Annotated in this window: 18 protein-coding genes and 1 pseudogene; 9 read left to right on the forward strand and 10 right to left on the reverse strand. The window is 61.4% G+C overall.

Annotation, left to right across the window (positions count from 1 at the left end; all coding sequences use genetic code 11):
- Nucleotides 1–66: 66 nt before the first annotated feature.
- Nucleotides 67–1,200, reverse strand: coding sequence for an ornithine/lysine decarboxylase (gene odc2, locus FZ934_RS13780; RefSeq protein ID WP_113365473.1), 1,134 nt, complete (start codon nucleotides 1,198–1,200; stop codon nucleotides 67–69).
- Nucleotides 1,201–1,768: 568 nt separating this feature from the next.
- On the opposite strand from odc2, the gene FZ934_RS13785 reads away from it, so the two are divergent.
- The 3 genes and pseudogenes from FZ934_RS13785 to FZ934_RS13795 all read left to right on the forward strand — a co-directional run bounded on the left by FZ934_RS13785 (nucleotide 1,769) and on the right by FZ934_RS13795 (nucleotide 4,463).
- A complete protein-coding gene (locus FZ934_RS13785; protein WP_153271529.1) occupies nucleotides 1,769–2,662 on the forward strand; it encodes a LysR family transcriptional regulator in 894 nt (297 codons plus the stop codon).
- Nucleotides 2,663–2,749: 87 nt separating this feature from the next.
- Entirely contained in the window at nucleotides 2,750–3,391 is a 642-nt protein-coding gene (locus FZ934_RS13790; protein ID WP_113365471.1) for a DUF1007 family protein, read from the forward strand.
- 38 nt (nucleotides 3,392–3,429) lie between these two features.
- Nucleotides 3,430–4,463 (forward strand): annotated as a pseudogene (locus FZ934_RS13795) (nickel/cobalt transporter).
- Between the two features lie 3 nt (nucleotides 4,464–4,466).
- Here the strand turns inward: FZ934_RS13795 and FZ934_RS13800 are convergent.
- From FZ934_RS13800 to FZ934_RS13810, 3 genes are all read right to left on the reverse strand, one after another.
- Nucleotides 4,467–4,682: a hypothetical protein gene (locus FZ934_RS13800; protein WP_153271530.1), complete on the reverse strand. Its 216-nt coding sequence runs from the start codon at nucleotides 4,680–4,682 to the stop codon at nucleotides 4,467–4,469.
- A 203-nt stretch (nucleotides 4,683–4,885) separates the two neighbouring features.
- Entirely contained in the window at nucleotides 4,886–5,596 is a 711-nt protein-coding gene (locus FZ934_RS13805) for a tellurite resistance TerB family protein (protein WP_153271531.1), read from the reverse strand.
- Between the two features lie 109 nt (nucleotides 5,597–5,705).
- Nucleotides 5,706–6,344, reverse strand: coding sequence for a 2-dehydro-3-deoxy-phosphogluconate aldolase (locus FZ934_RS13810; RefSeq protein WP_153271532.1), 639 nt, complete (start codon nucleotides 6,342–6,344; stop codon nucleotides 5,706–5,708).
- Between the two features lie 155 nt (nucleotides 6,345–6,499).
- Here FZ934_RS13810 and FZ934_RS13815 point away from each other — a divergent pair, with 155 nt between their 5' ends.
- The 3 genes from FZ934_RS13815 to FZ934_RS13825 are packed head-to-tail and all read left to right on the forward strand — an operon-like array spanning nucleotide 6,500 to nucleotide 8,862.
- A complete protein-coding gene (locus FZ934_RS13815; RefSeq protein WP_153271533.1) occupies nucleotides 6,500–6,988 on the forward strand; it encodes a CYTH domain-containing protein in 489 nt (162 codons plus the stop codon).
- Complete coding sequence (locus FZ934_RS13820; RefSeq protein ID WP_153271534.1) at nucleotides 6,966–7,874, forward strand: CHAD domain-containing protein; 909 nt, start codon at nucleotides 6,966–6,968, stop codon at nucleotides 7,872–7,874. The genes FZ934_RS13815 and FZ934_RS13820 overlap by 23 nt, the downstream gene beginning before the upstream one ends.
- A gap of 46 nt (nucleotides 7,875–7,920) precedes the next feature.
- Nucleotides 7,921–8,862: a rhodanese-related sulfurtransferase gene (locus FZ934_RS13825; RefSeq protein WP_153271535.1), complete on the forward strand. Its 942-nt coding sequence runs from the start codon at nucleotides 7,921–7,923 to the stop codon at nucleotides 8,860–8,862.
- A gap of 34 nt (nucleotides 8,863–8,896) precedes the next feature.
- Here the strand turns inward: FZ934_RS13825 and FZ934_RS13830 are convergent, their stop codons facing one another.
- The 3 genes from FZ934_RS13830 to FZ934_RS13840 all read right to left on the reverse strand — a co-directional run bounded on the left by FZ934_RS13830 (nucleotide 8,897) and on the right by FZ934_RS13840 (nucleotide 13,243).
- Complete coding sequence (locus FZ934_RS13830) at nucleotides 8,897–11,107, reverse strand: bifunctional diguanylate cyclase/phosphodiesterase (RefSeq protein ID WP_153271536.1); 2,211 nt, start codon at nucleotides 11,105–11,107, stop codon at nucleotides 8,897–8,899.
- Between the two features lie 161 nt (nucleotides 11,108–11,268).
- Nucleotides 11,269–11,823, reverse strand: a complete 555-nt coding sequence (locus tag FZ934_RS13835; protein ID WP_153271537.1) for an NADPH-dependent FMN reductase — start codon at nucleotides 11,821–11,823, stop codon at nucleotides 11,269–11,271.
- Nucleotides 11,824–11,866: 43 nt separating this feature from the next.
- A complete protein-coding gene (locus FZ934_RS13840) occupies nucleotides 11,867–13,243 on the reverse strand; it encodes a GH1 family beta-glucosidase (RefSeq protein WP_153271538.1) in 1,377 nt (458 codons plus the stop codon).
- 169 nt (nucleotides 13,244–13,412) lie between these two features.
- On the opposite strand from FZ934_RS13840, the gene FZ934_RS13845 reads away from it, so the two are divergent.
- Both FZ934_RS13845 and FZ934_RS13850 read left to right on the forward strand, forming a co-directional pair.
- A complete protein-coding gene (locus FZ934_RS13845) occupies nucleotides 13,413–14,378 on the forward strand; it encodes an acetylxylan esterase (protein ID WP_153271539.1) in 966 nt (321 codons plus the stop codon).
- Nucleotides 14,375–15,103, forward strand: coding sequence for an esterase family protein (locus FZ934_RS13850; RefSeq protein ID WP_153271540.1), 729 nt, complete (start codon nucleotides 14,375–14,377; stop codon nucleotides 15,101–15,103). Before FZ934_RS13845 ends, FZ934_RS13850 begins: the two co-directional genes overlap by 4 nt.
- Before the next feature lie 16 nt (nucleotides 15,104–15,119).
- On the opposite strand, the gene FZ934_RS13855 is transcribed toward FZ934_RS13850, so the two are convergent.
- Nucleotides 15,120–16,721 carry an ABC-F family ATP-binding cassette domain-containing protein gene (locus tag FZ934_RS13855; RefSeq protein ID WP_153271541.1) on the reverse strand — a complete coding sequence of 534 codons (1,602 nt, stop codon included), beginning with the start codon at nucleotides 16,719–16,721 and terminating at the stop codon, nucleotides 15,120–15,122.
- Nucleotides 16,722–17,065: 344 nt separating this feature from the next.
- Between FZ934_RS13855 and FZ934_RS13860 the strand changes: the two genes are divergently transcribed.
- Nucleotides 17,066–17,467, forward strand: a complete 402-nt coding sequence (locus FZ934_RS13860; RefSeq protein WP_153271542.1) for a DoxX family protein — start codon at nucleotides 17,066–17,068, stop codon at nucleotides 17,465–17,467.
- Nucleotides 17,468–17,520: 53 nt separating this feature from the next.
- Here FZ934_RS13860 and FZ934_RS13865 read toward each other — a convergent pair whose 3' ends face one another.
- Together FZ934_RS13865 and FZ934_RS13870 are read right to left on the reverse strand one after the other, a co-directional pair.
- Nucleotides 17,521–17,916 carry a hypothetical protein gene (locus FZ934_RS13865; protein WP_153271543.1) on the reverse strand — a complete coding sequence of 132 codons (396 nt, stop codon included), beginning with the start codon at nucleotides 17,914–17,916 and terminating at the stop codon, nucleotides 17,521–17,523.
- Nucleotides 17,917–18,038: 122 nt separating this feature from the next.
- On the reverse strand, nucleotides 18,039–19,226 hold the full coding sequence (locus FZ934_RS13870) for a Gfo/Idh/MocA family protein (protein ID WP_153271544.1): 1,188 nt from the start codon (nucleotides 19,224–19,226) through the stop codon (nucleotides 18,039–18,041).
- Nucleotides 19,227–19,333 lie beyond the last annotated feature (107 nt).

A 19,333-nucleotide genomic window follows, 5' to 3' on the forward strand; every position in this document is an offset into this window, starting at 1 on the left:
CGTTTCAAACGGTATCGTCAGATCATTGTGAGGGAGCCGCCCCGGCTGGCTACGGGGCTGGCAAAATCAGATGATATAAGCCTTCAGCGGGTCGAAGCCGTTGAACGCGACCGCCGAGTAGGTGGTCGTGTAGGCGCCGGTGCCTTCGATCAGGATCTCATCGCCGATCGAAAGGGTGATCGGCAGCGGGTAGAGATTCTTTTCGTACAGCACGTCAGCCGAGTCGCAGGTCGGGCCGGCGATGACGCAGGGCTCCATCTCGTCGCCGTCGCGCTCGGTGCGGATCGGGTAACGAATGGCTTCGTCCATCGTCTCAGCGAGACCGCCGAACTTGCCGATGTCGAGGAACACCCAGCGAGCAGCGTCATTGTCCGACTTCTTCGAGATCAGCACGACTTCCGTCTTGATGACGCCGGCATTGCCGACCATGCCGCGGCCCGGCTCGATGATCGTCTTCGGCAGGTTGTTGCCGAAGTGGTCACGAAGGCTCTGGTAGATCGCACGACCGTAAGCTTCAGCCGACGGAACGTCGCGGAGATACTTCGTCGGGAAGCCGCCACCCATGTTGACCATCTGCAGGTGAATGCCCTGCTTGGCCAGCTGAACGAAGACGCGCTTGGCATCGGCAAGAGCCGAATCCCAGGCATCGACCTTGGTCATCTGCGAACCGACGTGGAACGACACACCGTAGGATTCGAGGCCCAGCTGGTGAGCGTAGACGAGAACGTCGACGGCCATCTGCGGCACGCAACCGAACTTGCGCGACAGCGGCCATTCAGCGCCTTCGCCGTCGGTCAGAACGCGGCAGAACACGCGGGCGCCGGGAGCGGCACGCGAGATCTTCTCGACTTCCTCGTGGCTGTCGACCGCAAAAAGGCTGACGCCGAGCGCATGCGCGCGGGCAACGTCGCGTTCCTTCTTGATCGTGTTGCCGTAGGAGATACGGGCAGCGGTCGCGCCGGCGTTGAGCGCCATCTCGATTTCAGCGACGGACGCGCAATCGAAGTTGGAGCCCATGTCGGCGAGCAGCTTCAGGACTTCTGGAGCCGGGTTTGCCTTGACGGCGTAGTAGATCGCGCTGTCCGGCATGGCGTGACGGAAAGCGGAGAAATTGTCGCGCACGACGTCGAGGTCGACCACGAGGCAGGGACCGTCGGGACGTCGGGTTGCGAGAAAGTCGCGGATGCGCTGGGTGGTCATATCGATTCCCTTTTCCAATTCCAGAGCTCCGGAAAAACCGGAGGACAAAGGGCAATCAATCGCTCGCATAGGAACCAGCCGGTGGAGACCCCGGAACCTTAGCAAGCGCTTGATAGCGCGAATGATGAATCAACGCCGCGAAAGCGACATGGATCCGGCTTTGTCTGCCATGGATTGGAGGGAGATTCCCAACCGCACTTCCGGCAATGAAGGTGTGCCTCTTCAGTAACCCCCGCTGATGGAAAGCAGGGAGAGAACAAAAAGGCCCGCACCGTCGTTGCTTCAGGCGTCCTCGCATTTTCCGGTTGGCCGGAATAGCGACTGGAGGGGTTAATTCCAGGTACCTTACCGATTTCCTCACCAATTCGAGGGTTCGGCGGACACCCATGGGCACGTGCGACTTTGGGCTGACCCCGAGATAAGAATATTCGCAGTCATAATCAAGCGGTTTTTTCGCATCTACCGGCAGAAAATATTTGAACAATAGACCGCAATTTGTTCAACGTGGCGAAACAGCGCGCAACTGACTGATTTGAAAAGCGGTTCGGCGCTTTTTGGGAGACGGCCAATGGACACACTCACCCGCATCCGCGCCTTCATCGATGTCGTTGAAGCAGAAGGCTTTTCGGCAGCGGCGCGGCGCACCGGCCGCTCCAAGGCACTTTTGTCGAAATATGTGCGCGAGTTGGAGGATGAACTTGGCGCCCTGCTCCTGAACCGGACGACCCGCCAGTTCTCCATGACCGAGGCCGGCCACACCTATTATCGCACCGCCTCCGACATCCTGAAGGAGATCGACAACCTCGCCGATCTTGTGCGCGAGAACAATGCGCAATTGAAGGGGCGGCTGAAGATCTCGGTGCCGCGCACTTTCGTCGATGCCGAGGTCGGCCAGTCGCTGATTGATTTCGCCAGGGAGAATCCGGATCTGGCGCTTGAAATTGCCGCAGACGACCGGTTCGTCGATCTCATCGAGGAAGGCTTCGATGTCGCCATCCGCGTCACGAAGCTCGAGGACTCAGGCATGATTGCCCGCAAGATCTCGGATTTCCGCGTCCATCTTTGCGCAACCCCTGAATTCATCGAGCGCCATCCCGATCTCGCACACCCGTCGGACCTGTCGAACGTCCCGTTTATCATCGACACCAATTCCCGCAGCCAGGGCAGCATCCGCTTCTACAATCCGGACAGCACCTCTTTTGCGGTCGCCGTGACGGGTCCGATGGAGGTCAACAGCCCGCATGCGACGCTGCGCGCGGCGCTATCAGGCATCGGCGTTGCGCTGATTCCGGATTTCATCGCCCGCAAGCCGATCGAGAACGGTGAACTGGTGACGCTGTTCAACGATTACATACCGACGGATCGCGGCATCTACGCCGTCTACCCGCACCGCCGCTACCTGCCGGCCAAGGTGCGTATCTTCGTCGACTATCTTCACAATTGGTTCAAGAAGCATTCCTGAGCCTTCGCCATCAGGGGCCGGTCCCAATTCCGTCCCATTTACTGGCAAGGAATCGGGGGAATTTGGGATCCCGCAGTAAGAGCACGCATGAAGAAATCGACATTCCTGATGGCGTCGCTCCTGTCGCTGCTGCCGGCCGCCGCCTTTGCACACCCGCATGTGTTCGTCGAGGCCCGCCTCGAGGTCGTCGCCGACGATGACGGCAACATTGCCGAACTGCGCAACGTCTGGCGCTTCGACGAGGTCTTCTCATCATCCGTCGTGATGGATTTCGACAAGAACACCGACCTGAAGCTCGACCCGAACGAGCTGGCGGAGGTCGGCAAGACCGTGCGGGATTCTCTCGTCGACTACGACTACTACATGAACCTCACGATGAACGGGAAGAACATCAAGGTCGAGAAGCCCGACCTGATCCATGTGGATTACAAGCAGGGCCAGCTCCTGATGTTCTTTGCGGTCAAGCCGGCGGAAAAGATGCCGTTGAAGGGTCGCCTGACCTTCGGCGTCTACGACCCGACGCTCTACACCTCCATCGACTTTCCGAGCGACAAGGAACTCTTGCTGGTCGGCGACGCTTTCAAGAGCTGCAAGCATCAGGTCGTCCGCCCGGACGCCGACCAGGTGATTGCCGAAAACAAGCAGTCGCTGACCGATGCCTTCTTCAACGACCCGACGGGGACGAACATGTCGAAGCTCTTTGCGACACGACTGGACGTGACATGCTGAGGCACCGGCTTCGCCCGGTCGCCCTTGGCGCGGTGCTGATGCTGGTCGCGGGCATCGCGGTCGCGCACGCCCAGTCGCCGCTCGGCATCGGCACATCCGAGCCCAGCTTCCAGCCAACGGGCGGCCCGCTCGCGCCGATCCTCCTCTATATCAACGCGCAACAGCAGGCCTTCTACCGTGCGCTGACGGGCGCGTTGCGTGCCATGCGCGAGGATTCCTGGCACCTCTGGACCTTGATCGGCCTGTCCTTCGCCTACGGCGTCTTCCATGCCGCCGGCCCCGGCACGGCAAGGCCGTCATTTCCTCCTACATGATCGCCAACGAGATCGAGCTGAAACGCGGCGTGTCCATCTCCTTCGTGTCTGCCTTCTTTCAGGGCGTGGTCGCGATCGCGCTGGTCGGCGGCGCCTGGCTGGTACTGCGCGGCACCGGGATAACCCTGACGGCGGCGACGCAGGCGATGGAAATCGTAAGCTTCGTCATGGTCATCCTGTTCGGTTGCTGGCTGCTGTTTCGCAAGCTGCGCGCCATCATCGCCGGCATGCCGCGCCGCGAGGTGATGGCAACTGCCTCGGGTCCCGTCAGCATGATGCTGGACTGGAAGGAGAATGAGGAACGGAAACAGGGCTCGACCTACGCCTTCGGCGAGGCCGATGCGCTGAAAGCCGGACACAGGTTCATTGCGGGCATGGCCTGCGAGACCTGCGGCCAGTCGCATATGCCCGATCCGTCCCTGCTCGGCGGCGAAAGATTCAACATCCGCGAAGCATGGTCCGCCATCATCGCCGTCGGCCTGCGACCCTGCTCAGGTGCGCTGTTGGTCATGACTTTCTCACTCCTGAACGGCCTCTATCTCGGGGGCGTTCTCTCGGTGATCGCCATGTCGCTCGGCACGGCGATCACGGTCGCGTTGCTGGCAACGCTTGCCGTCACCGCCAAGGGCACGGCAATGCGCCTCGCGGGCCGTGGCTCCGCAACGTCGATCTGGATCGGGAATGCGATCGAAATCCTGGGCGCACTGCTGGTCATCGCCATGGGCGCCCTGCTCCTCGGCGCCTCGCTGCAGGGCTAGAGCCTACTTGCCGCGACGACGCTGATAGCGTGCTCTCAGCCAGAAAACGACGAAGAACGCGAGGATCAGGCAGGCGCCGACGGCGGCCGCCAGATAGGGCGAATAGTTGCTGAGCCCGAGCACGATGGTTGGCATGAAATACAGTACAAGGCCGGCAACCACGAGGATGACGGCTGCCGCAATTGCCTGCGATCGGCTTTCGGCTTTCGGATCTGACACGCTATGCTCCATGCTGGTCTCGCGGCGGCCATGCCCCGGCGAAAGCCTGACGCCCTCAACGAATTCCGTACAGCAGGACGATCGAAAACCTTGCGACCGGAACCGGCCGCTTTCGGACCACGCAGCATTGTGCAGCGCTCCTCCTGACAAGGAGACATGGCTTAGGCCAGCCGCCTTCGAAAGGCAACTGGCCGCGTGATGCCTCAGAGGCTCACTTTTGCGGAAGACACCGTAGCCTCAATATGATCGACCAGCGCATCTGGCAGCCCTAGCCTGCCTGCCAGCAGATCGAGGTAGCCGCGCTCGGCACGCGAATCCGGCTCGATCGTCAGGCGCGAGGCGGTGTAGAGTTCCACCCGCTGCTCTTCCGTCACGGCGGCAGCCACCAGCGCATCGATATCCGTCGGCTGCGACAGCTCCCGCTCGATGAAGGCCGCGGCTTCGCCGCTGACATCAGCCGCCTTGACCTTGTCAAGTATCAGCGCACGTTCGCCTTCGTCGATATGGCCATCGGCCTTCGCCGCGGCGATCATGGCGCGGATGAGAACGAGCACGAACTCATTGCTCTGCGCGGGAGAAGCCGGGCTGAATCCGGAGTCGGCCGGTGGCGGCAGCACGGCCGTTCTCGGAGGAGGCGCGTCGGACGGCGTCGCCGGCGCCTGTCCTGCCTGATAATTCTTGTAGGCCTGGTAGCCGAGGCCGGCAATCGCCGCGAGGCCGCCGATGGTGAGCGCATTGCCGGCAATGCTGCGGCCGGTCTTGGTGCCGAGCAGCGCCGTTGCGAGTGCGCCTGCTTTCCACGGATTGTCCTTGGCCATCTGGACCGCATCGCCCGCCCGATCCCTGACGGAACCGCCGACACCCGGCACCTGCGAACCCAAAAACTGCTCAAGAAGCTTCTTCGCGTCGAACATTCCTCATCATCTCCCTGTCTAGAGGCCAGAGGGGAGATAGGTACTGACGCCCGAAATACAAATGCAGGCGGAACCTCCGCCTGCATCCTGCATGCTTTTCTTGCTGAAATCAGCCCTTCAGGGCGGCCGCTTCCGAGGCAAGCTTCGTGATGCCCGCCCAATCGCCAGCCGCGACGAGTTCCTTCGGTGCAACCCACGAGCCGCCAACGCAGATGACGTTCGGCAGCGACAGGTAATCCATCGCGTTCTTCAGCGAGATACCGCCGGTCGGGCAGAAAACGGTGCCGGCGAGCGGCGAGGAAAACGCCTTCAGCATGGCAGCGCCACCGGCCTGCTCGGCAGGGAAGAACTTCAGAACCTGGTAGCCTTCCTCGCGCAGCGCCATGACCTCGCTCGCGGTCGCAGCACCCGGGAGCAGCGGAACCGGCGAATTGCGCGCGGCATCGAGCAGTTCCTGCGTCGCGCCCGGGCTGACGACGAACTTCGAACCTGCAGCAACGGCAGCATCCCAGTGCGCAGCGTTGAGGATGGTGCCAGCACCGACCTCTGCGCCTTCGACTTCATCGGCAACGGCGCGAACGGCATCGAGGGCCGCCGGCGTACGCATGGTGATCTCGATCGCCTTCAGGCCGCCTGCGACAAGCGCACGCGAAAGTGATACGGCCGACTTGACGTCGTCTACGATCAGAACCGGAACGACAGGCTGAAGTTTCAGGATGGAAAGGAGCTTCTCTGTCTTTTCGCCCATGGTCGCATGATCCTTTTTAAACGATTGAATTCGGGACTCGGAATACCCCCAAGGGTACGCTTTGTCGAGACAAAACCCATCTTTGGAATAGAATGGGTACCCACGGCGGGAAAATTAGGCTAGCGTAATAAAATCGTCACGAAAGGTTACTGGTAATGGCGAAAGAGATCGAGCGGAAGTTTCTTGTACGCAACGACGGCTGGCGCTCCGGGGCCAAGACGAAATCCCTTTTGAAACAAGGCTATATCGCCTCGATGGATGACCGTTCGGTGCGCGTGCGCGTGCTCGACAATGAAAAGGCCAGGCTGACGATCAAGATCGGCCGTAGCGCCATGACCCGCGACGAATTCGAGTACGATATTCCCGTTGTCGATGCCGAACAGCTGCTTGGCGAGGCGATCGGCATCGTGATCGAAAAGACCCGCTACCGCGTGCCGCATGAAGGCTTTGTCTGGGAAGTAGACGTCTTCGCCGGCGAGCATCGCGGACTGGTCATCGCCGAGGTGGAAATGCGTTCCGAAACCGACAAGCCGAGCTTGCCCTCCTGGCTCGGCCGCGAGGTTACGGGCGATTTCCGCTACTCCAACCAGGCGCTGGCCACCGAATTCGAGCACGACCGGCATGCCCTTTCGCATACGGCCTGACCGGGGCTTTACTGCGGAGTTCAGGCGGTCCGTAAACGGACAGCTTCGTCATGCAATCCACTCGCTCGAGGAAAAACCGGACGGCTTGCACGAGGCCATTCACGCTTTCCGCAAAAATCTTAAACGTCTGCGATCGCTCTATCGGCTTGTCGCCGACGAAATTCCGCAGTTCCGCGAGCAGGAAAATCAGCGCCTGCGCGATATCGGCAAATCGCTTTCGGCAATCCGCGACGCGACGGCTCTGATCGAGACCGCCAGACATCTTCATGACCGCGCGCGCGACAAGGACGAAGCCAAGGCAGTGGGCCGCGTGATTGCGGCGCTCACCGCCCGGCGAGACAAGATGGCCAAGGCCGAATCCGATATGGCGCCAAGGCTGACAGGCGCGCTCGAACAGCTGCGACAGGCTACGCAAGCGGTCGAGGACGTGCATTTCAACGGCGGACCGAGGAGACACGGCCGGCTTTTGGCGAAGGGTTGGCGGAAAACCGCGGCAAAGGCCAGAGAGGCGATGGCCCATTGCCAGACCGACCACTCGGCCGAAGCCTTCCATGATCTTCGAAAGCGAGCCCAGGACTACCGCGCCTATCACATGCTGCTGAAGCCGCTCTGGCCGGCGGCGATGAAGGCAAAATATGAGCTCACCAGCAGCCTGATCGACCTGCTCGGCGAGATCCACGACCTCGACGTGCTGTGCGAACTCGTGGAAGCGGAGCCGAAACATTTTCCCAATGCCGACGATCTCGCGCACCTTCTCGACGCGATCATTTTCCGACAGCAGGAAGCGCGGACCGCGGCGCTCGAACGCGCAGAGGATGTTTTCGCCGACAATCCGGATGATGAAGCGAACCGGATCGAACTGCTCTGGCAGGCGCAATCGCGCTGAATCGTCCCAATTGCGCAGACGGCCCGAAAGCTGTATTTGCAGCCGCATGACAGACACGCTGACACAACCGACGTCTGCGACGAGCCCTTTCCTCGTTGCGGCTCTCTACCATTTCGTTTCCGTCCCGCGCTTCGAAAGCCTGCGCGAGCCGTTGCAGACGCTTTGCGAGGAAAACGGCGTGAAGGGCACGCTGCTTCTGGCGCATGAGGGGATCAACGGCACGATCGGCGGACCGGATGCCGGTGTCAGGACGGTGCTCGCATTTCTGCGCGCCCAGCCGGAATTTGCCGCGCTCGAGCATAAGGAAAGCCGCGCATCGAAGATGCCTTTCCTGCGCATGAAGGTGAAGCTCAAGAAAGAGATCGTCACCATGGGCGTCGAGAACATCGACCCCAACAAGGTGGTCGGCACCTATGTCGCGCCGCAGGACTGGAACGCGCTGATCTCCGATCCCGATACGATCGTCATCGACACGCGCAACGACTACGAGACGGCGATCGGTATCTTCCGCGGCGCCGTCGATCCGAACACCAAGACCTTCCGCGAGTTTCCGGACTGGGTGCGCAACAACACCGGCCTGCATAACAAGCCGAAGATCGCCATGTACTGCACCGGCGGCATTCGCTGCGAAAAGGCAACCGCCTTCATGAAGGAGCAGGGCTTCGACGAGGTTTACCACCTCAAGGGCGGCATCCTGAAATACCTCGAAGAGATCCCGCAGGAAGAAAGCCTGTGGGACGGCGCCTGCTTCGTCTTCGACGAACGCGTCTCGGTCGAACATGGCCTCAAGGAAGGCGAGCACAAGCTCTGCCACGCCTGCCGCAATCCGATCACCGCGGAGGAGATCACCTCGCCTCATTACGAGGAAGGCGTTTCCTGCAGCAATTGCTACCATACGCGCAGCGAGGACGACCGCCTGCGCTATCGCCAGCGGCAGCACCAGATCGCGCTTGCCAAGAAGCGCGGCCAGAAGCACATCGGAACCTGAGTTCGTAAGGACGACCGCCGACGCGCCTGCCTGATCAGGCGGCGTTTGTCCGGCGGTTGTTCATCTTCCGGCCGCGTGCCTCAAGCACCAGCTCGGTGATTTTCTCCGCTGGCATTGGCCTGCCGAAGAAATAGCCCTGCAACGTGTCGCAGCCAAACAGCCGGACAGCGATTGCCTGCTCTTCCGTCTCGATGCCCTCGGCGGTGACTGGAATATCGAGCGAGCGAGCAAGGGCGACGGTTGCCTGCAGCATCTCGCGCTGGCTGTCGCTTTCCTGGATGTCCATGACCAGCGAGCGGTCGATCTTGATACGGTCGAAACCGAACTGCCTGAGATAACCGATCGACGAAAAGCCCGACCCGAAATCATCGAGAGCAATCTTGATCCCGAGCGTCTTCAGCCGCTCGATTGCCTGCCGGGTGCGTTGCGGATTCTGGATCATGTAGCCTTCGGTCACCTCGAGCGTGACGCGCTTCGGCTCTATGTCCGCCTGCCGCAGGACATAGCGGACATAATCTGCGAAGGCTGGATTGCGGAACTGGCCCGGCGAAACGTTGACCGCGATGCGTAGTTCCGGCCATTGCTTGACCGTTTCGCAGGCCTTCCTCAGGACGAACAACCCAAGCGCTTCGATCAGGCCGCTGGTTTCGGCGACGGGAATGAACACCTCCGGCGAAACCGGCCCGTGACCCGGACGGTTCCAGCGAACCAGCGCCTCGACGCCCACCATCTCATGGCTCGCCGCGTCGATCAGCGGCTGATAGACAAGCGTCAGATCTCCGCCCTCGATCGCCATGCGCAGGTCGAGTTCCAGAGCATTGCGTTCCTCGCGATCGGCATCCATCGCCGGATCGTAGAGCGTCATGCGCGCACGTCCGGCTTCCTTGGCCTTGTACATCGCAAGATCGGCGCGGCGAACGAGTTCCTCGCGTCCGACCATACCCTCAGGCGAAGCCGAGATACCGATGCTGGCGCCGATGACGACGACCCGCCGGCCGATCTCCAGAGGCTCGGCGAGGAAATCGAGAATGTGTTCGGAGAGCTGGAGTGCGGCGGCATCTCCAACGTCAGATGAAAAGGCGATCGCGAACTCGTCGCCGCCGATGCGGGCGAGAACCGCGTCTCCGGGGATAAGCACCTGCAATCCCGCGGCGACGGCACGGATCAGCTGGTCACCCGTTCCGTGTCCATAGGCGTCGTTGACTTCCTTGAAGCCATCGAGATCGAGATAGAGGACGAGCACGCTCTGCTTCGTTTCCAGGGCTCTCGCCACCAGGTCGTCGACCGCGATGCGAAGCCCGTCCCGGTTGAGGAGACCGCTCAGCCTGTCGCGCAGCGCTTCCTCACGCGCGCTGACTTCCTCCGCCTTCAGACGGCGGCCTGCCAGCCAACCGATGACCAGCAGCACGACAAAAAACAGTCCGACAAGGCAGAGCGCCTGAACGACTTTCGGGCGAACCTCGCTGTAGCCGATGTCTCCAGGCGCGCGGGACGTCCATACAAGCTTTCCGAGCTGAACATTGCGGGCGTCCGAAATGACGACGGAATAGCGCGCCTCCGTCTCCGGCGCGACCTTCTTCAAGCCGCCGATGACATAGGTGTTGCCAAGCTCGTCGATCCTGCGGGTGTCGAGGTCGCGAACGAAGATGAGGTAGCGGTGCTTGCCCGGCGGTACCGAGAGCGAACCGGACTTCTCGCGCACCAATGCAACGCCGACAACGGCAGTACCGGCCTTGGTATCAACGAAGCCGGTGGCCTCAGGGCTATCCTGCGGGCCGGCCGCCTTCACCTTCTCGAAAAGTGTCCAGAGCGCCGGCGAAAAGAAATCGTCGAGCAAACCATCCATCGGCTTGCCGTCGCGGTAGACCATGATCGGGCGCTTGTCGTCGTCAATGACGATCGCCATGTTGAAGAGCGAACTGTTGACCGACATCTCGCCATAGTTGGAGATCGTCCAGGCCATGCCGTCAGCTGCATAGACATTTTCGGCGGCATCGTCCCAGGCCGCATAGTCGTTGAGCGTCGCTCCGAGCTGCTCCTCAAACGTCTTCAACGCGCCGGACATGGTTTCCTGCGAGCGCTCGTCATCGAGAATGTTGGATTTCTGCGCCACATGCCCCAGCGCGTTCAATACGATCAGTGTCACGACAGCAACGACGATCGCGAACGAAAACAGCACGCCCGTCACGGTTGTGTGACGGCCAATGCCGGTTATTTTCGAACGCGCGCCAGAAGTTGATGGCATTATTTCTCCCCAGTCGGGAAATACTGCCCGTCAATGCTTCAAAAAACGGTTAAAGTCGCGCTGTAACGATTAACCTCAGCTCCTCTTTCGTAGCAGGGCACCGGCTTGCCCGCCGAGCATGAAATATATTGTATTTCAATATATTAGGAACATGCTGACGACTAACGATCGATCCGACCGCTGCAGATGGCGCTGCGGAATTCTGCAATTGCGGTACTCAAACGTTCGCTTTCTGACAAACCACCAAGCATAGCAACCTGGGCGTCATCAGACTTGCCAAGCAGCGGAATCCTCAGAAATGCCTCATCGACAAGGCGCAGCGACATTGTCCTCAGCACTTCGGTCAACTGCTCTAGCGCGAAATCGCCGCGATGCGAGGCATGCACGATCATGACAGGCTTGAACGGCACCTCGTCGCGGGAGACGAGCCAATCGAGCGCGTTCTTCAATCCGCCCGGCAGGCCATGGGCATATTCCGGACAAGCGACGATCAAGCCGTCGGCCGCTCCGATCTTGGCTGCGAACGCTTCAACGATCGCTGGCGTGTTTTCGCCCTCGCGGTCCGAGTTGAAGATCGGCAGTTCGCCGATCAGCTCCGAAATCTCGATCGCGACACCTGCTGGTGCGTTGTCGCGAAGAGCTTCGAGCAGCCGGCGATTGGTCGAAGCCTTTCGCTGGCTGCCGCAGAGCGCATAAAGGACGAACGGCTTTTCCATGCGCCCGGTTTAAGCCACGACGCCGATTCGCGCCATGCGCCCGTTAGCTGCTCTTGTGGTTGCCCTTCGGGAACTGCGCGGCAAGATCGCTGTACCACTTGCCGCTCTTCTTCACCGTCCGGACCTGTGTCTCGTAATCGACATGCACGAGGCCGAACCGCATGCGGTAGCCCTCGGCCCATTCGAAGTTGTCCATCAGGCTCCAGGCGAAGTAGCCGCGCATCGGATAGCCATCCTTGATCAGGTCGGCGACGACGTCCAGGTGTTCCCCGTAGTAGTCCAGGCGCATCGTATCGTTGACTTCGCCGCCCTGTTCGATACCCGTATTGTCACAGGCGCCGTTCTCGGTGATGTAGCATTCCGGCAGTTCGTAACGGCGATAGAGATCCTCAACGACGTTCTTCAGGCCCGGCGCATAAACTTCCCAGCCGATATCGGTCTTCACGTCGCTGACGCGTGGCGCCTCGACGGTCCAAGGGAAATCGCCGTTCTTCGCAGGATCATCGGCAACTCGCAGCGGCGTGTAATAGTTGAGGCCCCACCAGTCGAGCTTCTGGTTGATGATCTTGAGATCGCCCTCTTCCACCACGGGCATGCGGTCGCCGAGTGCTTCCAGGAACTCCTTCGGATACTCGCCCTTGAAGACCGGATCGAAGAAGGCACCGTTGTGGAACTGGTGGGCGCGTTCGCCAGCCGCCTGATCGGCCGCGCTGTCGGAGCCCGGCATGACGGACATGGCGTTGAGCACGAGGCCGACAGGCACGTTGGGCGCTTCCGAACGGATCGCCTCGACGCCGAGACCGTGCGCCAGGTTCATGTGGTGCATGGCGTGAAGGGCGGCCTGCATGTTGCGTTCGCCCGGCGCATGAATGCCGTAGAGATGGCTGAGCCAGACGATGCACCATGGCTCGTTGAAGGTCGAGACGCTGTCAAGACGATCGCCAAGACGGGCCATCACGGTCTTGGCGTAACGCTGGAACGCATAGGCCGTCGAGCGCGCCGTCCAGCCGCCGTCACCGGCCAGAAGCAGCGGCAGATCCCAGTGGTAGAGTGTCGCGAAGGTCTTGATGCCGCGCGCCTTGCAGCCATCGACGAGGCGATCGTAGAAATCGAGACCCGCCTCGTTCACCGGGCCGGTGCCGTCAGGGATGATACGCGGCCAGGCGATCGAGAATCTATAGGCTTCGACGCCCATGGACTTGATGAGATCGAGGTCCTGATCGAGCCTGTTGTAGTGATCGCAGGCGACATCGCCATTGTCGCGGTTGAAGACGCGACCCGGCATGTTGCAGAAGGCATCCCAGATGGAGGGCTTGCGGCCGTCAGCCTTGGAAGCGCCTTCAATCTGAAACGCTGCCGTCGCAACGCCAAAGGTGAAATCGCCCGGGAAGCGGGCAGCAAGGGTCTTCGGATCGATCATGGAAATCCCGTTCTTCATGGTTTCGAGAGGCGGTTTAGCCAAGCGGACCGATGTTGTACAGCGCGGAAATGACAACGCTGTAACGTTTCAGGTTAGCCATCTCGAGGGCGCCTTACGCATCGGGCGTTCGTGCCTTGCATTGCCCGCCTTTTCGCGAAACAACCCTCCCATGAGCATTCCCACCACACACCCTTTCGCCTTCGACCCCACCTACGGCATGACCCTTGCCGATCTCCGAGCGATCGTACCACCCGAGGCACCGCCGGGCTTCGAAGCCTTCTGGTGGACCCGATACGAAAAGGCGATCGCTACCGACCCACGGCCGATGCTTCGGAAAAGCGAACTGACGCATCCGGACTGGCAGGTGCTCGACATCACCTATACGTCGACCGGTGGATTCGAGATCGGCGGTTGGCTGCTTCTGCCGCGGCAGCGGCCGGTGCGCCGCGGGCTGGTCGTCGGCCACGGCTACGGCGGTCGCGACGCGCCCGATTTCGACCTGCCGGTCGAGGAAGCTGCCATCCTCTTCCCCTGCGCCCGCGGCCTGTCGCTCAGCGCCCGCCCGCCGATTCCGGCTGATGCGTCGGGCCACGTCCTGCAGGGCATCGCACGTCCGGACACCTACATCATCGGTGGCTGCGTCGACGATCTCTGGCTTGCCGTCTCAACGCTTCTGGCACTTTATCCCTGGCTCTCGGGCCACATCGGCTACAGTGGCGTCAGCTTCGGCGGCGGCATCGGCGCGCTGGCGATCCCGTTCGATCCGCGCATCGATCGCGGCCACCTCGTCGTCCCGACCTTCGGCGACCGGGAACAATGGCTGACACTGCCGACCGTCGGCAGCGCCGATTCCGTGCAGACATACCAGAAGACGCACGGAAGCGTGCTCGACACCCTGCGCATGTTCGACGCGGCTTGTGCTGCAAGCCGGATCAAGGTGCCGATGCTCGCAGCCGTCGCCCTCTTCGACCCGGCCGTGGCACCGCCCTGCCAGTTCGCGGTGGCCAACGCCATTCCGACATCAAACTATAATGAAACCTTCATATTGGATGCGGGACACTTCGATTATCCCGGAAGCACTGAGCAGAACGCGATTCTACGCGAGAAAGTCCGAGATTTCTTCAAGGTGTTATGAACCGGGAATATCTGCGCTGGCATAGTCCGCGCCTGCATCGCGAGATGGAGTTGCTGGTGTTCGGCCATGCCGGCGCCAAGGTGCTGATGTTTCCGACCCGCGAGGGACGTTTCTGGGAGTACGAAAGGCTCGGCGTTATAGAGAGCCTTGCCGAAAAACTGCACGCCGGCCAACTGCAGCTGTACTGCATCGAGGGTCTCGCCGCCGAGACCTTCTACGGCTTCGACCGGCACCCGGCCGAGCGCATCCGCCGCCATACGGCTTTCGAGGATTACATCCTGAACGAAGTCCTGCCGCTGATGGCATCGAAGAACGGACATGAGTGCACCATCGTGCACGGCTGCAGCCTCGGCGCCTTCCAGGCGGCCAGCCTGGTCTTCCGGCATCCGCATCTGTTTCGGAAGCTGGTTGCCTTCTCCGGCCGCTACGACCTGACCATCAGGGTCGAATCCTTCGGTGATCTGTTCGACGGCTACTACGACGACGCCGTCTATTTTCATACGCCGACGCACTTCCTGCCGGGACTGCATGGCGGCTGGCAGCTGGAGAAGCTGCGCGAGGTCGAGATCGTCCTGACCATCGGCGACGCCGACCCGTTCCTCGACAACAACTACCACCTCAGCCGCCTGCTGGCGGAAAAGCAGGTCGGACACCAGCTGCATGTCTGGAACGGCCGCGCGCATCGTGCAGGCGCCTGGCGCAAGATGGCCGGCCTCTACATCTGATCCGGCAGCCGTCCGCCTAGAGCAGGACCTCTTCTCCCAGTGGAAGCTGTATCATTCGCGATATGCCGATATTCTCCAGAAACACCTCGTCGTGACTGACGACCAGCAGCGCCCCATCATAAGCCTGAAGGCCAGCCTCGACGGCCGCTATGGAATCGATATCCAGATGGTTGGTCGGTTCGTCAAGGATCAGCAGCGGAGGCGGCTTCGCGCCGCCGAGGACGCAGGCAAGCCCGGCGCGCAGCAACTGCCCTCCTGACAGCGTCGAGACTTGTTGCAGGGCGGCATCCGCCCGGAACATGAAACGCGCCAGCGCCGCGCGGCAGGCATTTTCGTTTGCGCCAGGATTGAGATTGCGGAAATTCTCGCGGATCGATAGCGATCGATCGAGGAGGCTGACGCTCTGATCGAACAGAGAGAAACCGGTCATGACGGAGACCGTTCCGGACCACAGCTGCAGTGCGCCTGTTATCAGCGCCAACAGGGTCGTCTTGCCGGAGCCGTTCGGTCCGGCGATAGCGACACGATCGGGGCCGGTGATCGTAAAGGAGAGGTTTCGGATGATTGGCGCCTCCGGCCGATAGCCGGCGGTGACGCCCTCCAACCGGAGAACATCTCTGCCGGGCGGCAGTCCCGTTGACGCGAGCTGAGCCGAGAAAGGCTGCAGGATCTCGATCCGCTGCCGCGCCGCAGACGCCTCTTCCATCGCCTCCTCGCGGCGTTTCTCGCCGAGGCGAACCTTGTTGCCGCTGGTGTTTTCCGCCGCCCGCTTTAGACCTCCGGCGACAATACGGGGCATATCGCCTCTTGCCGCCTTCTTGCGGCCGTTGCGGTCACTGCGGGCCTGCCGCTCCGCGGCGACCTGGGCGCTGCGGACCACGTCGGCAACGCGCCGCTCCGCATCCGCGAGATCGTGTTCGGCGGCGGAGAGCTCGAGCGCCTTGCGCTCCTGAAAGGCACTCCAGTTTGCACCATATCGCCGGGCGCCAAGCGTGGTGATCTCGACGATCGCATCCATGGTTTCCAGCAATTCGCGATCATGGCTGACGACGATGGCACCGGCGCGCCAGCCAGCGAGCAAAGCGATCACGGCTTCCCGCCCATCGCGGTCAAGATTGTTGGTCGGCTCGTCGAGCACAAGAAAATCGGGATCGGAGAAGACGAGAGCCGCAAGACCCACGCGCGTCCGCTGCCCACCCGAAAGCGAGGTCAACAGCGTTTCGGGTTCAGCGTCCAACCCGACGCGTTCGATCGCCGCGGCAATGCGCGCCTCGATCGTCCAATCGGCATTGGCGAGTTCGTCGGCCGTCGCATCCCCGGCTTCAGCGCGATGAAGGATAGCGAGCGCATCACCGGCGCCGAAGAGATCGGCGACGGTTGCGCCCTCCTCCACCTGGACCGCCTGGCGCAGGATGCCGAGGCGCCCGCCAAAGGTAATGCTGCCCGACTGCGGCTGCAATTCGCCGGAAACGAGCTTCAGCAGCGTCGTCTTGCCGACACCGTTGCGACCGACGAGGCCGGTTCGTTCAGCGCCGAAGCTCAGATCGAGATGGGAAAGAAGGGTGCGCCCATCAGGCGTGGACCACGAAAGATTCGACAGGGTAATGGATGCAGGCATGGATAAAGGACTCCCGAATGGCAAGGCGAACTGGCGTTGCGATCGGGGTGAAATCCATTGCTGCACACATCCTGTTGGTATTGGCGATGGCCGCAATCTAGGCGGGCACCACGCCAAAATCAAGGCACAGGACGGTAGAAGTCAGATCTCGGGACATCCCCCGCGACGATTCATCCGTCCGCGTATGCACATCAGCGCGCTGAGAGCCGTGCCAACGTATCGGCGCGCTACCGAATAGCTATCATATTGAAAACGCTGATAACGCTGATGTCAGAAGTCGTGAATTTGCGATCCCTGGAAGCCACGCTAGAGAGCAAGGAGGACATCACCACGAAAGGAACCCGATGCTCTCCTCGATCCACCTGGCGCAGCCATATCTCCTCAGCCTGTTACGCGTCGTCTCCTCGCTCGTGCTCTTCAGCTACGGCACGCAGAAGATCCTGCATTTTCCCGCCGCCGAACGCGTGCCCGACGTAGGCTCGATGTCCTGGATCGCCGGTCTGCTCGAACTGACGCTCGGCTTCCTGGTGCTAACAGGCTTCAAGACGCGCGCCGCGGCTTTTGTCCTCTCGGGCCTGATGGCATTTGCCTATTTCATCGGGCATGCACCAAAAGGCTTCTACCCGGCGCAGAACGGTGGCGTCGCCGCAATCCTCTTCTGCTTCGTCTTTCTCTATCTGGTTGCGGCTGGCGGCGGCCCCTTCAGCATCGATGCGCTCATCAAGCGCAAGCAGGCAACGACCTGACCGAACACCCGGTTCGGAGCGGCAAGCGCCGCTTCGAGCACCCAGCCGGAGACTCAAGGGTTCTGTTTGGCGTCCTTGAGCTTCACCGCCATCGTGACGGTTCCCCGCACAGTGATGTCGTTGCGCTGGCCATCGCCCCGAGGATAGCGAATGAGATCCGCGTTGCTCGTGAGATTGGTGATCTGGCAGCTCTCGGCCAGAGTCTGCAGGATGAGATCGCACTGTCCACCTGCCATGATGTAGAAACCCTTTTGCGCAGCGTTGATCTGCTCGGCGGTCTCCTTGTCCGCATCTACAGGGACAGATAGAGACATCGTCGCCTGCACATTGACCATGCCCGGAACGCGCTGACCGGCATAGAAGTTGGGCACGCGCGCAAGCTCCTGCGATAGAGCCGGAAGTGCGACGCACGCGAGCAGGCATGCCAGAACTGCGGCAGAAGATTTCATTGGTCTCTCCATCTGGTTGCGCTCGTTTCTGCCACAGCATTGTTAAACAACAATGGGCGCACTCCCTAACATTGTAGGAAATGCGCCCATTGATTGCATAAATTGACTGAAACGTAAGAGGATCAGACCTTGACCCAGGCGCCGTTCTTCTTCGATGAGGCCACGCAGGCATCGACGAAGGCAACGCCCTTCACACCGTCGTCAACCGTCGGGTAGACCACGGCCTTGTCGACCGCCTTGCCCTTCTTGTGGGCGTTGATGGCGTGCGCGGCTTCCGTATAGATCGTCGCGAAGGCTTCGAGATAGCCTTCCGGGTGACCGGACGGAATGCGCGAAACGCGGGCAGCCGCAGCGCCGGAGCCGGCACCATTGCGGGTGATCAGGCGCTTCGGCTCGCCGAAGGGCGTGAACCAGAGGTAGTTCGGATCGGCCTGCACCCATTCCAGACCACCCTTCGTGCCATAAACGCGGACCTTCAGGCCGTTTTCGTGGCCCGGAGCCACCTGGCTGCACCAGAGCATGCCCTTGGCCGGCTTCTCCGAGCCTTTCGCCTTGAAGCGAAGCATGACGTGAGCGTTGTCGTCGAGACGGCGGCCTTCGACGAAGCTGTCGAGATCGGCGGCAAGGCTGTCGAGCTCAAGGCCCGAGACGAAGGTTGCGAGGTTATAGGCATGCGTACCGATATCGCCGGTCGAACCACCAGCACCCGACTGTGCCGGGTCGGTGCGCCAGACGGCCTGCTTCGCACCCGTCTGCTCGACGGCTTCCGTCAGCCAGTCCTGCGGATACTCGGCCTGCACCAGCCTGATGTCGCCGAGTTCGCCGTTGGCGATCATCTCGCGTGCCTGACGAACCATCGGATAGCCCGTGTAGTTGTGCGTCAGGATGAAGAGCGCGCCGCTCTCGTCGGCGACCTTCTTCAGCTTCTTGGCGTCGGCAAGGTTCGAGGTCAGCGGCTTGTCGCAGATGACGTGAATGCCGCGACGCAGGAATTCCTTGGCGGCGTCGTAGTGGACGTGGTTCGGCGTGACGATCGAAACCGCCTCGATGCCGTTCTTCAGCTTCGCTTCGCGGATCGCCATCTCGCGGTAGCTGGAATAGGTCCGCGACGGATCAAGGCCGAGATCGAGACCCGACGCCATTGCCTTTTCCGGCGTTGACGATAGCGCGCCGGCGATCAGGTCGTACTGGTCGTCGATGCGGGCGGCGATGCGGTGCACTGCGCCGATAAACGCACCAGCGCCACCGCCGACCATGCCGAGACGGATGCGCGGTTCGCGCGCCTGTTCTGTAGATGCTTCAATTGCCATTGGTTCCTCCAAATTGTTCCCTGCGGGAAAAGTCCCCCTCTGCCCTGCCGGGCATCTCCCCACAAGGGGGAGAGGACGCGCGGCGGCGCCTCACCTGAGCCCCTCCC

The organism is Rhizobium grahamii (genome assembly GCF_009498215.1).
GTDB classification, from domain to species: Bacteria; Pseudomonadota; Alphaproteobacteria; order Rhizobiales; family Rhizobiaceae; genus Rhizobium; species Rhizobium grahamii_A.

Bases quoted from the DNA above. Each gene is read 5' to 3' on its own strand.
- odc2 (WP_113365473.1), bottom strand. From the start codon at position 1,200: ATGACCACCCAGCGCATCCGCGACTTTCTCGCAACCCGACGTCCCGAC.
- FZ934_RS13785 (WP_153271529.1), top strand. From the start codon at position 1,769: ATGGACACACTCACCCGCATCCGCGCCTTCATCGATGTCGTTGAAGCA.
- FZ934_RS13790 (WP_113365471.1), top strand. From the start codon at position 2,750: ATGAAGAAATCGACATTCCTGATGGCGTCGCTCCTGTCGCTGCTGCCG.
- FZ934_RS13805 (WP_153271531.1), bottom strand. From the start codon at position 5,596: ATGTTCGACGCGAAGAAGCTTCTTGAGCAGTTTTTGGGTTCGCAGGTG.
- FZ934_RS13810 (WP_153271532.1), bottom strand. From the start codon at position 6,344: ATGGGCGAAAAGACAGAGAAGCTCCTTTCCATCCTGAAACTTCAGCCT.
- FZ934_RS13815 (WP_153271533.1), top strand. From the start codon at position 6,500: ATGGCGAAAGAGATCGAGCGGAAGTTTCTTGTACGCAACGACGGCTGG.
- FZ934_RS13820 (WP_153271534.1), top strand. From the start codon at position 6,966: ATGCCCTTTCGCATACGGCCTGACCGGGGCTTTACTGCGGAGTTCAGG.
- FZ934_RS13825 (WP_153271535.1), top strand. From the start codon at position 7,921: ATGACAGACACGCTGACACAACCGACGTCTGCGACGAGCCCTTTCCTC.
- FZ934_RS13830 (WP_153271536.1), bottom strand. From the start codon at position 11,107: ATGCCATCAACTTCTGGCGCGCGTTCGAAAATAACCGGCATTGGCCGT.
- FZ934_RS13835 (WP_153271537.1), bottom strand. From the start codon at position 11,823: ATGGAAAAGCCGTTCGTCCTTTATGCGCTCTGCGGCAGCCAGCGAAAG.
- FZ934_RS13840 (WP_153271538.1), bottom strand. From the start codon at position 13,243: ATGATCGATCCGAAGACCCTTGCTGCCCGCTTCCCGGGCGATTTCACC.
- FZ934_RS13845 (WP_153271539.1), top strand. From the start codon at position 13,413: ATGAGCATTCCCACCACACACCCTTTCGCCTTCGACCCCACCTACGGC.
- FZ934_RS13850 (WP_153271540.1), top strand. From the start codon at position 14,375: ATGAACCGGGAATATCTGCGCTGGCATAGTCCGCGCCTGCATCGCGAG.
- FZ934_RS13855 (WP_153271541.1), bottom strand. From the start codon at position 16,721: ATGCCTGCATCCATTACCCTGTCGAATCTTTCGTGGTCCACGCCTGAT.
- FZ934_RS13860 (WP_153271542.1), top strand. From the start codon at position 17,066: ATGCTCTCCTCGATCCACCTGGCGCAGCCATATCTCCTCAGCCTGTTA.
- FZ934_RS13865 (WP_153271543.1), bottom strand. From the start codon at position 17,916: ATGAAATCTTCTGCCGCAGTTCTGGCATGCCTGCTCGCGTGCGTCGCA.
- FZ934_RS13870 (WP_153271544.1), bottom strand. From the start codon at position 19,226: ATGGCAATTGAAGCATCTACAGAACAGGCGCGCGAACCGCGCATCCGT.